General features: G+C 62.1%; 17 protein-coding genes. All 17 read left to right on the top strand.

Going from position 1 to position 14,241, the window contains the following annotated elements; all coding sequences use genetic code 11:
- Positions 1 to 312, top strand: coding sequence for a hypothetical protein (locus VEZ52_RS08440; RefSeq protein WP_022658116.1), 312 nt, complete (start codon positions 1 to 3; stop codon positions 310 to 312).
- 81 nt (positions 313 to 393) lie between these two features.
- Entirely contained in the window at positions 394 to 807 is a 414-nt protein-coding gene (locus VEZ52_RS08445) for a DUF2730 family protein (protein WP_324836431.1), read from the top strand.
- Entirely contained in the window at positions 807 to 1,175 is a 369-nt protein-coding gene (locus VEZ52_RS08450) for a hypothetical protein (RefSeq protein ID WP_324836432.1), read from the top strand. The genes VEZ52_RS08445 and VEZ52_RS08450 overlap by 1 nt, the downstream gene beginning before the upstream one ends.
- Positions 1,176 to 1,206: 31 nt before the next feature.
- Positions 1,207 to 2,580 (top strand): terminase large subunit domain-containing protein, encoded by a 1,374-nt coding sequence (locus VEZ52_RS08455; protein ID WP_324836433.1) that lies wholly within the window; start codon positions 1,207 to 1,209, stop codon positions 2,578 to 2,580.
- Entirely contained in the window at positions 2,580 to 3,362 is a 783-nt protein-coding gene (locus VEZ52_RS08460) for a GNAT family protein (protein WP_324836434.1), read from the top strand. The genes VEZ52_RS08455 and VEZ52_RS08460 overlap by 1 nt, the downstream gene beginning before the upstream one ends.
- Position 3,363: 1 nt before the next feature.
- Entirely contained in the window at positions 3,364 to 5,244 is a 1,881-nt protein-coding gene (locus VEZ52_RS08465; protein ID WP_324836435.1) for a portal protein, read from the top strand.
- The gene (locus VEZ52_RS08470; protein ID WP_324836436.1) at positions 5,244 to 5,609 is read left to right on the top strand and encodes a hypothetical protein; all 366 of its coding nucleotides are present in this window, start codon (positions 5,244 to 5,246) and stop codon (positions 5,607 to 5,609) included. Before VEZ52_RS08465 ends, VEZ52_RS08470 begins: the two co-directional genes overlap by 1 nt.
- Positions 5,590 to 6,129: a hypothetical protein gene (locus VEZ52_RS08475; RefSeq protein ID WP_324836437.1), complete on the top strand. Its 540-nt coding sequence runs from the start codon at positions 5,590 to 5,592 to the stop codon at positions 6,127 to 6,129. Before VEZ52_RS08470 ends, VEZ52_RS08475 begins: the two co-directional genes overlap by 20 nt.
- Positions 6,130 to 6,198: 69 nt before the next feature.
- Entirely contained in the window at positions 6,199 to 7,191 is a 993-nt protein-coding gene (locus VEZ52_RS08480; RefSeq protein WP_324836438.1) for a major capsid protein, read from the top strand.
- Positions 7,192 to 7,294: 103 nt separating this feature from the next.
- Entirely contained in the window at positions 7,295 to 7,738 is a 444-nt protein-coding gene (locus VEZ52_RS08485; RefSeq protein ID WP_324836439.1) for a hypothetical protein, read from the top strand.
- An 82-nt stretch (positions 7,739 to 7,820) separates the two neighbouring features.
- Complete coding sequence (locus VEZ52_RS08490) at positions 7,821 to 8,411, top strand: hypothetical protein (protein ID WP_227118732.1); 591 nt, start codon at positions 7,821 to 7,823, stop codon at positions 8,409 to 8,411.
- 41 nt (positions 8,412 to 8,452) lie between these two features.
- Complete coding sequence (locus tag VEZ52_RS08495; RefSeq protein ID WP_324836440.1) at positions 8,453 to 10,147, top strand: hypothetical protein; 1,695 nt, start codon at positions 8,453 to 8,455, stop codon at positions 10,145 to 10,147.
- Positions 10,147 to 10,530, top strand: a complete 384-nt coding sequence (locus tag VEZ52_RS08500; RefSeq protein WP_324836441.1) for a phage tail assembly chaperone — start codon at positions 10,147 to 10,149, stop codon at positions 10,528 to 10,530. Before VEZ52_RS08495 ends, VEZ52_RS08500 begins: the two co-directional genes overlap by 1 nt.
- Positions 10,521 to 12,563: a hypothetical protein gene (locus VEZ52_RS08505; protein WP_324836443.1), complete on the top strand. Its 2,043-nt coding sequence runs from the start codon at positions 10,521 to 10,523 to the stop codon at positions 12,561 to 12,563. The genes VEZ52_RS08500 and VEZ52_RS08505 overlap by 10 nt, the downstream gene beginning before the upstream one ends.
- Positions 12,564 to 12,583: 20 nt before the next feature.
- A complete protein-coding gene (locus VEZ52_RS08510) occupies positions 12,584 to 13,120 on the top strand; it encodes a GNAT family N-acetyltransferase (RefSeq protein WP_324836444.1) in 537 nt (178 codons plus the stop codon).
- Positions 13,120 to 13,695: a hypothetical protein gene (locus VEZ52_RS08515; protein ID WP_324836445.1), complete on the top strand. Its 576-nt coding sequence runs from the start codon at positions 13,120 to 13,122 to the stop codon at positions 13,693 to 13,695. The genes VEZ52_RS08510 and VEZ52_RS08515 overlap by 1 nt, the downstream gene beginning before the upstream one ends.
- A 217-nt stretch (positions 13,696 to 13,912) precedes the next feature.
- Positions 13,913 to 14,241, top strand: a 329-nt coding sequence (locus VEZ52_RS08520; protein WP_324836446.1) for a DnaJ domain-containing protein, incomplete at its 3' end; no start/stop codon positions are given.

Here is a 14,241-nt window from a genome sequence, read left to right on the forward strand (position 1 = left end):
ATGTGGGCACTGCTAGGAAATCTGCTGGGCGGGATCACTGGCGCTGTGGGCAAGATACTGCCCGACCGCAACCGACAGAACGATGCGCAAAGCCGCATCAACGAGGCTGAGGTGGGCGGCGCGCCCGCAAGCATGTTGCGGCTGTGGCGCTCCTTCCTCGGCTGGATGCTCTCCCTGTTATTCTGCTGGGAGGTCGCGGGGAGACTCATCATTATTCCCCTGCTTTTTCCGGGCTGGTGCGACCACCTGCCGCCCTCGGCCCTGAACCAGATCATGACCTTGCTGTTGGGCATGCTGGGGCTGGGATTTTAGGCCGGTCATACTCGCAGCTATCTGCCAACACGCTGAGCCCATTTATTTTTGAGCAGGTCAACTGCCCTGGAGGTTACAGTAATGATGGACATTTTTTCTTCCACAGGGGCAAGCCTGCTTGTTTTGCTTGTGCAGGGGTTGTTTGCCTGGGCCTTGTGGAGCCTGCGCCGGGCCTTTGTGCGGCAGGAGGACTACCTGCTGCACGTGCAGCGCGATACCCGGCGTGAGGCCGCAACCACCCGCAGACTCAGCGCCATAGAAGACAACCTGCGGATCGCCCCCGATACCACTGACTTGGCAGGCCTGCACAACGAGCTGGCGGCCCTGCGCGGTGAAATTCAGGCGCTCAATGTGCGCATTTCTGGTCTGGACAGGCTGCTTGAGCGGCTTGAGCACAGCTTTGAGCGGCAGGAAGACCGTCTGCGCCTTGTGCCTCAGGGTGGTGCTGCTTTCGCCTGCCGCACAGGATCCAATGCTGCGGGAGGCTGCAACTGATGCCCCCTGCAAAACGCAAAAGCACTTGCCGCAACTCTCCCTTGCTCGACAGCCTTGAGCAGCGGCTCGACCTGCTCACCCGCACCCTCAGCGCTGCTGATATTGCAGAAAAAAGCATAGATATTGTCAAAGAAATAAAGGAGCTGCACGCAATCCTGCGCTCCCTGCGCGATGAAGCCTCGCCCGATGCCCCGCCCAGGATGGTGGTTGTATGGGGCGGCCCCCCAAGCGCTGCATCCGGCAGGCTGCCCGCAGATTTGCCCAAAACATCGCCCCGGACATCACCGGGGGCGTCATCCAAGACGTTGGGCGCATCCGGCAAACCGCCCGTGCAGAAACTTTTGCCGCAATACGGCTCAAGCAACTAACAGTTTCTCCTGAAAAACAAGGATATTTTCCATGTCCCAGCCAGCGCCCCACATCATCCCCTACTGCCCCCGCCCTTTGCAGTGGCGCTTTCACGAGGAGCGCACCCGCTTCTGCGTGCTGCTCTGCCACAGGCGCTTCGGCAAAACAGTAGCGGCAGTCAATGATCTGGTGCGCCAGGCCTTGCGCGTGGGCAAGCACGACTGGCGGGCAGCCTATGCCGCGCCCTTTCTGGGGCAGGCCAAGGCGGTCGCCTGGGACTACTGCAAGCAGTTTGCCGGGGCCGTGCCCGGTACGCGATTTCTGGAAAGCGAGCTTGTCTGCGTGCTGCCCACCGGGGGCCGCATACGCCTGCTGGGAACGGAAAACGCGCAAGCCCTGCGCGGCCTGTATCTTGATGATCTGGTGCTGGACGAACCGGCAGACATGCCCCGCGAGGTATGGACGCAGGTGCTGCGCCCCATGCTGGCCGACCGTCAGGGGCGCGCGCTGTTCTGCGGTACGCCGCAAGGTACGGACAACCTGCTCTATGACGTATGGCAGCAGGCAGGCGCTGATGAAGAAGGCATCTGGTCGCGCTTTCGCTTTCCCGCTTCCGAAACCGGTTATCTGCCGCAGCAGGAGCTGGCAGCGGCGCGCCGGGGCATGGACGAGGCCGAGTATCTTCAGGAATTCGAATGTTCTTTTGCAGCGGCCGTGCGCGGTGCTTACTACGCGCCCCTGCTGGATACAGCAGAACGCGAGGGGCGTATCCGCCCTCTGCCCCACGCGCCGGAGCTTCCCGTGCATACAGCCTGGGATCTGGGCATGGATGACGCCACGGCCATCTGGTTTTTTCAGGTGGAGCCATCGGGCTGCTGGCGCATCCTCGACTACTACGAAGCTTCCGGCGAGGGGCTGGCGCACTATGCGCAGGTGCTGGCCGCCAAGGCCCGCCCTGCCGAGACGGCAGAATCAACGGCCCCCAATCTCACAGACGGAACCATTGCCGGGCGCGGATTTGTTTACGGTAGCCACATTGCCCCGCACGACATCCGCGTGCGCGAACTGGGCACTGGGTTGAGCCGCTGGGAAAGCGCCGCCCAACTGGGCATACGTTTTACCCTGGCCCCGGCTCTCTCGCTGGCTGACGGCATAGATGCCCTGCGCCGCCAGTTGCCGCGCTTCTGGTTTGATGCGGCAGCCTGCGCCCAGGGCGTAAAGGCCCTACGGGCCTACAGGCGACGCTGGAAGGCTGGCGCACAAGGCTCGCAGGCCGCGCAGGCAGGCTCCGGCCCCTTGCACGACTGGGCAAGCCACGCGGCAGACGCACTGCGATACGCCGTCACGGGCTTTCGCCCACAGCAGGAAACAGCCTCTGGCGCGCGCCGCGCCCGCACTGACTACGACTTTTTTGGAGGACGCTGATGCGCTTTACCTACGCCCCCATTGTGGATCAACACGCCCGCGATGCCGTTTTTGAACGCATGGAAGCCGAGGGCCTCACAGCCAGCGCAATGAGTTCCCTGCATAAGCCCACGCTGGCCCAGTGGCAGGCAATCACCGCGCCGGAAAGAGGCGTCTTGCTGGGCTGTTACGGCCCGCCGCCGGAGGCCGCCTCTGCTTGCGCGTCCAAGTCGGCCCCATTGCTGGCCTGCGCCATGTTCAGTCCCCGCAGGGGGCGGGTGTGGGAGTTCGATTTCACCACCTTTCGTCAATGGGCGCGGCTGGCAGTGCCCATGGCGCACGGGGGTTTGAGCTGGGCTTTTGCAAACCTCGACTGCTCCGCCGTCATGGGGCTTTGCCCGGCCCCAAACCGACACGCGTGGCGGCTGGCCGAAGCCTGCGGATTCCGCGTGCTCGGGCGCTTGCCCGGCGCATGCCTGCATACCCGCAAAAAGACATGGGTGGACGGCGTCCTGGTGCTCTGCACACCGCAGGACTTGTCAGAAATCATACTGCATCAACCAACGGCAATCATTAAACATAAGGAGCACGTCATGGGATTTGGAGGAGGCGGTACGCCCGATGTACCCGCAGTTGCGCCCGTTCCCAAACAAGAAGTGGAAAAACCCGTAACCGAGGCCGCCACCGCGGCGCGCCAGAACCAGAAAGACAAGGCCGCCAAGGCGGCTGGCATCAACGGCTCTGTGTACACCAGCCCGCTCAACCGCGCCGATGCAACGCGCAAAACCCTGCTGGGGCAGTAGCGTGACCGCACACATCCGGAACGGCATTGCACCTGCGGGGCAGTCAGCGCCCCTGAATTCCGCGCAGAGCGCCGCGCAACATGCTGTAGACGTACAGGCGCTTTCCCGGCGGCATGATGCCCTGTTGCGCCGCCGAGCTCCCTGGGACGCGGCATGGCAAAGCCTGGCAGACCACTTTCTGCCCACGCGCTGCCGTTTGAATCCGCAGGTGGACGCGGCGGAAGAAGGCCCCATGCTCAACCGGGGGCTTGTGGATGCCACCGGCATTCTGGCCATGCGCACGCTTGCGGCGGGCCTTCAGGGCGGTCTCACCAGCCCGGCACGGCCGTGGTTCCGGCTAAGCCTTGACGATGCCGATCTGGCCCGCAGCCGTCCCGGTCAGGCCTGGCTGGACGAAGTCGCCAACCGGATGCGCACCGTGTTTCAGCGGTCAAACTTCTACAATGCCATGCACACCATGTATGGCGAACTGGGCACCTTTGGCACGGCCTTTGTGTTTGAGCTGGCCGACCCGCAGCACGGCTTCCGCTTTATTCCCCTTTGCGCGGGAGAATACGCGCTGGACTGCGATGCAACGCGGCGGGTGGACACGGTGTTCCGCCGCAGCGCCATGACCCTGCGCCAGATCGTTCAGGCTTTCGGCCTTTCGGCCCTGCCCGAAACCCTGCGCGAGGCGGCGCGCCGCAATCCCGAGGAGCGGCACAACGTCATTCAGGCCGTGTACCCGCGTGAAAACACGCAGCACGGGCTGGCAGACGCAAGCCGCATGCCGGTGGCTTCCGTCTACTGGCTGGAAGGACGCGATGGCAACCGCCATGCCCTCAAGGTTTCGGGCTTTCGCTCCTTCCCGGGCTTTGGCCCACGCTGGGATGTGGCGGGCAACGATGTGTACGGGCGCTCGCCCGCCATGGACGCCCTGCCCGACTGCCGCATGCTGCAACAGATGGGCGTCACCACGCTCAAGGCCATCCACAAGGCGGTTGACCCGCCCATGAGCGTGGCTGCGGGTCTGCGCTCCGTGGGGCTTGATCTCACCCCCGGCGGCGTCAACTACGTGGACAGCGCGCCGGGTCAAAGCCCGCAGGCGGCAACGCCCCTGTTGCAGATAAACCCCGATCTCGCCACAGCGCGCAAAGCCATGGAGTCGGTTCAGGATCAGATACGCAAAGGGCTGTACAACGACCTGTTCAAGCTCATCCTTGACGGCCGCAGCGGCGTGACAGCCAGCGAAATCGCGGCGCGGGAGGAGGAAAAACTGGTGCTTGTTGGCCCTGTGCTGGAACGCCTGCACGATGAACTGTTCATCCCGCTCATGGACCGCACCTTCGAGTGCATGCGCGAGCTGGACATGCTGCCCCCCTGCCCGCCCGAGCTGGCAGGCCGCCGCCTGCGGGTGGAGTTTGTCTCCCTGTTGGCGCAGGCCCAAAAGCTGGTGGGCATCAATGCGGCAGACCAGTACATGGCCCTGACCCTCAAGGCTTCCAGCGCATGGCCCGAAGCCCTGGACACCCTCAATGTGGATCATCTGCTGGATAATTATGCGGAAAGTCTGGGCCTGCCCGTGAGCCTCACGCGCTCGCCGGAGGAACGCCAGCAGTTGCGCGCCGCCAGGGCAGACGCCGCCCAGACGCAGGCAATAACAGATGCCCTTGGCAAGGGCGTGGATATGGTGCGGCAACTCTCGCAAAGCCCGCTTTCCGGCCCGGACGGCAAGCAGGGCAGCGTGCTGGACGGCATCACGCGGCTGCTGCGCAACGCCCTGCCGGGCGGCATTGCCCGCTCTGAACATACGAAAAAGGCACAGGCGACAGGACAGGCGACAATGGCGCAAGCAGAGCAGCATGACGAACCCAAGGGCGCAAAGCCGGAGGAACATCGCTGATGGATGTTTTTGCCCCATACGAACAGGCGGAACAACAGGAACAAACCAAACATCAGGCGCAGCAGCATACCACCCACTGCGCCCAGACGTTCGATGCCGCCATGCGGGCCGCAGTGGACGGGCTGATGGCCCAGCCTCAGGGCCGTGTGTTGCTGCGCTGGCTGCTGCATCTGTGCCGCAATTTCAGCGCAGAGGATGTGAGCAATGCGCCCGAATCCTGCCAAAGCTCGCGCCTTTTTTACGCCGAGGGCCAACGCATGATCGGCATGCGCCTTATGCGCCTCATGCAACAGGCAAACCCCGGGCATTTGCCCAGACTGCTGCAAACTAAGGAGAACGACGCTCATGATCTCGACACCTTCTGAGGCTTCCCCCGCTGCCGAAAACGCCTTTGCCTCTGCGACCGGCTTTTCCGGCGCAGACAAGAGCAATGAAGGGACAGGCGGCGCCCCTGCCGCCGCAGCGCCACAGGCTGCCGCTGGCGCAGACAATCCCGCTCGAGCGAATGAACAGGCCAACTCGCAGGCTGACCCATATGCCCAGCGCTTGCGCGAGCATGAGGCAGGCCAGCGCCTTCAGTGGCAGGAGCAGGTCAACAAATGGCGCAAGGAGGCCACGGAAGACCCGCAGATCGGCGGCGCAAAACTGCCCTCCACTGTTGCCCGCGCCCAGCTTGCCCTTGACCGGTTTGATGAGAGCAAGCGCATCGGCCAACTGCTGGAACAGACCGGTTACGGCAACAACCCTGACGTGCTGCGCTTTTTCAACCGCCTTGCCGATGCCCTTATGGAGGACGGGCTGGTGCAGGGACAGGCGGGGGGCTCCATGCCGCCGCTTGAAGAGCGCATGTACGCGGGCTGGAGTTCGCGCAGCGGGACCCGCTGATTTTACTACTGAAAATTACACGCCCAGCAACAAAATTTCTTGAGCAACCTGCAAACAGACGAGGGTATTATGGCTAATTCCATGGGTTTGGTGGTGTCCCTGGCCGAGATGGAACAGTTCTACCGTGGCGACAAGGCCGGGCAGATCATTGAACTGATGAACAAAACCAACGACATCATGGACGATGTGCTCTGGATGGAATCCAACCAGAGCGATGGCCACCTCACCCGTATCCGCACCGGGCTGCCCGAAGTTTACTGGCGCAGGCTGTACCAGGGTACGCCGCCCTCCAAATCGCAGTGGAGCCAGGTCAAGGAGGGTTGCGGTATTCTTGAAGCCATCATGGAGCTGGACGTGGAAGAACTGCGCCTCTACGGCAGCCGCGACAAGGCCTTTCGCATGAGCGAAGGCGTGGCCTTTGCCGAGGCAATGCGCCAGAAGGTGGCCACCACCCTCTTTTACGGCAACAGCAACCTGAACCCCGACGAGTTCAACGGCCTTGCCATGCGCTACCCCGCGCTGGACGCCAAAAACGTGCTCGATGCGGGCGGGCGCGACGAGGGCGGCTGCACCTCCCTGTGGCTTGTTTCTTGGGGCGCGCAGTCGGTGCACGGCGTCTACCCCAAGGAAAGCAACGGCGGCCTCTCGCACGAAGACCTCAAAACCTACATGGCCCAGGATCCGGACGGCCGCAAATATCAGGTGGTGGGCGACAAATACAACTGGCGTTGCGGCCTTGCCGTGCGCGACTGGCGCGGCATCGTTCGTATCGCCAACCTGCCCGTGGCCTCTCTCGGCAAGCGCAAGGGGCAGAGCGGCTTTGTGGATATGCAGAAGCTGACCATCGAAGCCAAGAACCTCATGCCCCAGCACTTGCGCCAGAAGGCCGTGTGGTACGCCAATGCCGACGTGCTCACCGCCCTTGAGTTGCAGAACTCCGATGCGGGCAACGTGCAGCTGCAGTACGGCGAGTTCTTTGACTCCAAGGCCGTGCCTGTGCTGCATGGTCGCCCTGTGCGCCAGTGCGATGCCGTGCTCTCCAACGAAGGCGTGGTGGCCTAACCGCAATCCTTTGTAACGCGTGGAAGCCCTTTTGCCGGGGCTTCCGCACAGTACCCCATCCCGGTTTTCGCGATTCTTCCACCATTCCGCCAAAGGAGTTTTCATGGCTATTATCGACCGCAACTCCGTGTTTTTTGAAGGCCCCCTTACCGCAAACGCCACGGGACAGCCTGTGGCCCTTACCGGCCTGAAGCTTCCCGGGCGCATGGAACCCATGCCCCTGCGGCTTTCCGTCACCGAGGCCTTTGCCCCTGCTGAAATGCAGAGCCTCACCATCTGCATGGAGGAGGCGGATCACGCCGACGGCCCCTGGGCTGCCGTTCCCGGCGCTTCGGTGACGGTGCCCAACCCGGTGGAAGCTCCCGGCCTCGGCCTTGGGGCACGCCCATATCTGCGTTTTTTACCCCAGGGCGCGCGCAAAAGCTGGTTGCGTCTGGCCTTCGCCGTCAAGCCTGTTGACGGCAAAACCGTGAGCAAGGGACGCATCTTTGCCGCCCTCACGCGGGAGGAAGACCTGCCCTACGAGCCCGCCATCATGGCTGGCTAAAGCACGCCCCGCCACCGTAAAGCCTCCGGTCCCCTGCGGGGCAGGCCGGAGGCTTTTTCTCCTCTTCATCACAGGAACTGCCATGACCATCAGCCAGATAAGCGTGTGGAACCGCGCACTGGGCTTTCTGGGGACGCGCAGTGTCGCCTCCGAGCAGGAAAACACGCCGGAGGCCCTGCAATGTCGCCTGTATTGGGATTCCGCCCGGCGGCAGGTGCTGCGCGATTTTCCCTGGAGCTTTGCCCAACGCAGAACATGGATGGCCCTTGTGCCGCTGCCCGAAGGCTACGCGCCGGAATTCCGTTTTGCCTACGCCCTGCCCGATGACTGCCTCAAGGTGCACGAGGTGCGCCACGAGGGCATTACGGCCCGCCCATTCTGCCTTGCACAGAATGCGGCGGGCGATGGCTCGCTGCTGCTCACCGATGCGGCGCGCGCCCTTGCCCTCTACACGGAAGATGTGCGCAACAGCCGCCTTTTTGATGATCTCTTCGCGCACATGCTGGCCCGCAAGCTGGCGGCTCTCATCGCTGCCCCCCTGCTTAAGGGCAGCAGCCAGAAGGCAACCGAGCTGGAGCAGCTCTATGCCGCAAGTCTGCCGCCAGCCCGCAGCGCCGCCGCGTCCGAACGCAGCGACCGTCCGGTGGAAGACCCCTGGCTTGCCGTGCGCTGAGTGCACCCGCAATCACAGCAAAAACCCGCAAGGAGCGAGGCATGACCCTGCCCTACAGCCCCAGCCGCGCCGTATATGAAGGCAACGGCGCAGCAACGGCCTTTCCCTTTGCCTTCAAAGTCTGGAACACAGATCAGCTTAACATCAGCGTCACATCGCCCAAGGGAGAAACATCTCCTGCGCAGGGCTGGACAGCCAGCATCGGCGAGAGCGGCGGCACTGTAACGTATCTGCACGATGGAGCGCCCCTGCCCGCAGGCTGGCGGCTCGCCATTGTGCGCAACATGCCCTTTGCGCAGGGCATAGACCTCATATCCGCATCGCGATTTGATCCGCAGGTCATAGAAGATGGGCTGGATCAGGCCACTGCGGAACTTCAGCAACTGAACGAAAAACTCGCGCGCGCCGTCATCATGCCCGCCACCAGCGACAAGTCGCCGGAAGAAGTGGTCGCTTCCATCTATGCCAGCCGTGACGCAGCAGCCCAAAACGCCACCGCCGCCGCGCATTCCGCCGCTGCCGCAGCGGCAAGCGCAGTCACAGCCGCACAAACGGTGACTGAAGCGGCAGAAGCAAGCGTGAGCGCCGCCACTGCGCAGGCGGATATTGCAGCGGCAAACGCCCAGACGGCCCAAACTGCCGCCCACGCGGCGCAACAGGCCGTGCCGGACAACCTGCTCAGCCGCATGGCCAATGCGGAAGTAAAAAATACCCAGCAGGATACGCGGCTGGATGGAGTAGAGAGTGGCATCACAGCCATCAGCACAACCCTGATCGGCAGCGTGTTAAGCATAACAGCGGCAGAGGGCTACGTGCCCAATGGCGCTGTGCCAGCTGACGCTGCGGAATACACGCGAGATCAGTTCAGGACGTTTTACGACACGTATCTTGTGGGCGGCAAACTGCTCACCTGCCCCTATGCCGACTTTGCCGCCCAGGTGGCCCTGACGGGCAACTGCGCAAAATTTGCCATAGATACCAACGCCCAGAAGTTCAAAGTGCCGCTGCTGAAAGACGGCGATTCCATGACTCAGGCAGCAAGTGCCGCAGAGCTGGGCAAGAGCATCAAGGCAGGGCTGCCGAATATAAGAGGCGAAATATCCTTGTTTGCCGTAGGCTCATCAAACTTCGCTCCACTTGCAGAGACAGCTCAGTTAACTGCGCCTTTTTATAAAGGTGCGTGGGCCGCAAGTTCGCCAGGGGGAACTAACACGGCTGGGCGCGGCCTTGGTATAGACCTCTCGTTGTCGAGTGCTGTTTTCAAAGATGGCATTACGACTGTACTCGATGAACAGGTACGTCTGCGGCATTTTGTGGTTCTGGCATCCTCGCAGAACAGCGCCAGTGTGTTCGATTGGTCGAACTACATGGCAGGATTAGCTGGTAAAGTTAATGTCGCATTGGATAATTTGACTCCTGTTGGATTAAACAACGCGGCAAATTATCCAATGCCGAGCCAGAGAATAATTGCTGTGACTACGCCTGCATCCACTGGCTCTACGGCTCCCGCACCCGCGCCGGGATGGTTCAGGTTTTCAGGCGTGTCAACAGCAGCAAACCAATATGCACGCTTATCCACGAACAACTTTGCTTTGGATGAACTATCTTGGTCTTCTGGCGCGGGGCAGACATTGGGCTTAATTATTCCAGTTCGCAAAGGAGATGTCGCTCGCGTTGAATATACAGCCCCCACGAATCCGTATACGGCCTTTGTTTTTGCAGAAGGAGCGAACTAATGTCTTGCCATGTACTGTGCAATGCCGCTGGTGAAATTGAGATGTGGGATACGCAACCATTCCTCGGCAGCACCATGGTCGATTATGAGGTGGTGCGCGGCTGGGATGGCAGGCCGTACAAATCCGGGGAAGAACCGATGCGGCCTACGAAAACCATGTTTGAAGCCCTGCGCGCCTCCCGTGACGTGCGGCTTGCAGCTACGGATAAGTATCTGCTGGCTGACTACCCCATCAACGGGGACAATCTGACACTGGTCAAGACATACCGGGCCGTACTTCGCGCTCTGCCAGAACAGCCTGGCGCGCCGTGGGACGGCGGCGGAGAGGCTACCCCCTGGCCGGATGCTCCTGACATTTTGCAGACGGAACAATCATGCGCATAGCCCTGCAAAACTTTACCGGCGGCGAAATATCGCCCACGCTCTCGGCCCGGTACGATCTTTCCCGTTACCGCAACTGCGTTGCCTGCATGGAAAACATGCTCCCCGGCCTGCATGGCGATGTGGCCCGGCGGCCCGGCACCCGCTTTCTGGCTGAGCTTGGGGCGTATTCCGTCTTGCTCCCTTTCACCTTCAGCGCGCATCCAAGCCAGAATTTTCTTCTGGTTTTTGGCGAAAAAACCCTGCGCGTTGCAACAGTTGCCGGATTCACCACGGCACCGGTTATGGTGACCCCCTATGCGGCGGAAGACCTGCTTTCGCTCTGCCACGCGCAGGTGGGCGATGTGGTGTATCTGGCCCACCAGAAATATCCGTTGCACAAAATAGTGCGGCGCGATGCACCGGGGGGAAACTATACCTGGAGCCTGGAACAGGTAAAACTGAATACATCCCTGCCCGCCCCCGCCGCGCCTACGCTTGCCTTTACTGGCAGCGGCGGTTCCTACACCCTGCGCTACAAGGTGGCGGCGGTAGATGCCAACGGCAGGCAGTCCCTCGCCTCGGCAGCAGGGGAATGCAAAGGGGCGCGGCATCCCTCCGATTGGGTGGTGGGCAACAGCACAACCATAAACTGGCCTGCCGTGCAGGGCGCTGTGGAATACAACGTTTACCGCGAGGAAGCGGGCTACTTCGGCTTTATCGGCGTAGCCTCCAGCACCAGCTTCAGCGACCAGAACTACAAGGCCGACACCACAGACACGCCCTGCGAAGACTGGAATCCATTTGCGGACAACAACAATCCCGGCGTGGTGGCCTTTCACCAGCAGCGCATGGTGCTTGCGGCCACCCCCGGCACGCCGCAAGCATTTTACATGTCGCGCACGGGAGATTTTGAATCCTTCCGCAAGTCGCGTCCCTCGCAGGATGACGATCCGGTGGAATACCTCATCGCCTCCGGCTCCATAGATTCCGTAACCTGGGTTGCCAGCTTCGGCGATCTTCTGGTGGGCACCTCCGGCAGCGAATACAAGGCCAGCGGCGGCGATGGATCGGCCATCACGCCCCAAAAGATCAGCATCACCGCCCAGTCTTACTGGGGCAGCGCCGGGCTTGCGCCCATCATCATCGGCAACTCGGTGCTGCATGTGCAGCGCCACGGCTCGCGAGTGCGCGATCTTTTCTATTCGCTGGAAAAGGACGGCTATTCGGGCAACGACCTTTCCATTCTTGCGCCGCACTTGTTTGAGGGGCACACCATCAAACAGTGGGCCTATCAGCAGACCCCCGGCTCAACCATCTGGTGCGTGCGGGACGATGGCCTGCTGCTGGCTTTTACCTACATGAAGGAGCACGACATCTGGGGCTGGTCGCGCCATGTGACCGACGGCGAAGTCATCTCTGCGGCAACCGTGGCTGATCAGGACGGCGATGCGCTGGCCCTTGTGGTGCGCCGTGCCATTGCGGGCCGGACGCGCTATTTTCTGGAACGGCTGGCCCCGGTCTGGGCCGACAGCCAACCCATTGCCGAAGCCTGCTTTGTGGATTGCGGCCTTGCCATCCGCACAGATACGCCAACTTCAACCGTGGAAGGCCTGGACCATCTGGAAGGCTGCGCGCTTTCCGTACTGGCGGACGGCAGCCCAGTGGAGGGCTGCGTGGTGCGTAATGGCCGCATAGAGCTACCCTACGCGGCCTCCGTGGTGCAGGCAGGCCTGCCGTATGCATCCGTGCTCTCCCCCCTGCCGGTGGAGGGAGACTTCAATTCCGGCACCACACTGGCGCAGGGGAGGGCCTACGGTTCCTGCTCGATGCGCCTGTACCGCAGCGTGGGAGGGCAGTACGGCCCCAGTCGCAACGAACTGTATGACCTGCCCTTTATGCCGGAGCACTGGGGCGAGGCCGTGCAACCCTTCTCGGGCGACATCACCTGCGCTCCCAGCGGAGGTTGGGACAATCAAACCAGCATCTGGCTGGTGCAGCAGCGGCCCCTGCCCTTTCGCGTGCTTGCGCTCACGCTGGACATAACCTTTGCCTGATGCGGCAAGAGGAGCAATCCATGCTGACCATAACAACAGAAACATTTTCGCAGGTGTCCGCAGAAGCGGAACAACTGGCCGCCGCCCACTGGGACGAGGTGGAAGCCGCCCTGCACGGCGCACAGCGCTACAGTCTTGACCATGAGCGCTATGCCAGCCTTGAACGGCTGGGCATGCTGCACATCAGCGCCGCGCGCGGACTGCCTAACGCCGACCAGGGTGCACCCTCCGATACCTCCAGCGCACCGCTGGCAGGCTATGCCGCATTTACACTGGTAGACTGCCCCCACCGCCCGCAAACCCGGCTGGCGGCTTTGGACGGCCTGTATCTTGCCCCTGAGGCACGCGGCGGCTTGTTTGCCCTGCGCCTGCTGCGCCATGCGGAATCAGCCCTAGCGGAACGCGGCGTGGGCCTTGTGCAGTACAGCTCGCCTGCGTCCCGCCCCTGCCATGCGCTCTACCGCCGCCTTGGTGCGCAGCCCACGGAAACCATCTGGCACAAAACCCTGCCGCCAGCGCCAGCCAAGGCCGCAGGAACAATCGAGGAGGACAGCTAATGGCCATTGCAACCAGCACCGCCGCCATGATCAGCGCCGCCGTGGCCCTCGCCGGTGCCGCAGCCGGAACCGTGAGCGCCGTGCAGCAGGCAGAAAGCCGCCGCCAGCAGACGGAATACCAGTCCGACCTTGCGGCCCGCAACGCCCAGCAGGCGGAACTGAGCGCACAGGCGGCGGACGAGGCCGCCCGGCAGGAACGCCGCGCAGGTTACGAAGCCGCGCAGGCCAAAAGGCAGGAGGCCGCTCGCATCATCGGCGCGCAACGTGCGCAGGCCGGGGCATCAGGAGCGCAGACAGATGCAGGCTCCACGCTGGATAAAACCCTAGACACCGCCGAAAAAGGCGAACTGGACGCCCTCGCTGCCGAGCAGCAGGGGCAAAGCAGAGCACACGCCCAAGACATGCGGGCCTGGAGCCTGCGCAACCAGTCGGCGGAGTCGGCATCCAACGCAGACTTTGCTGGCTCGCGCGCCGAAACGGACTATCTGGGCCTGAGCAGCACCCTGCTCAACGGAGCCTCCCGCGTGGGCCGCAACTTTTACACCATCGGTTCGCGCGGCCCGCTGCTGCCATAGGCCTCCCTCTCATTGTCATGCCAGCCCCCTGCCGTCCCCTCCGGGCGGCAGGGGGCTTTTGCTGTTATTTATGGAAAGTCCCGTGTAATGCCAGACAAAAACACGGCATTTGCCTATTGACGATGCGCGGCCCGACATTACTTTTTATGGGCAGGCGATGCGAACAGGTGTAATCTGGACGCACGTCAAGGAAACGACCCGACGGGGAGCACGCATCATGGCAGTATCGTACAAGGATTATTACAAACTTCTGGGAGTAGAGCGCGCAGCGAAAGCCGAGGAGGTTTCCAAGGCTTACAAAAAGCTGGCCCGCAAATACCACCCTGACCTCAATCCCGGCGACAAGCAGGCAGAGGAGAAGTTTAAGGAAATCAACGAAGCCTATGAAGTGCTCAAAGACCCGGAAAAGCGCAAACTGTACGACCAGCTTGGCCCCAACTGGCAGCACGGCCAGCAGTTTCAGGGCGAACCGGGCTTTGAGAATGTGCATTTCACGTTCAACGGCAAAAATTTTGACGGTTCGGGCTTTTCAGACTTTTTTGAAAC

It is taken from the genome of Desulfovibrio sp., from assembly GCF_035644575.1.
Taxonomy (GTDB): Bacteria; Desulfobacterota; Desulfovibrionia; order Desulfovibrionales; family Desulfovibrionaceae; genus Desulfovibrio.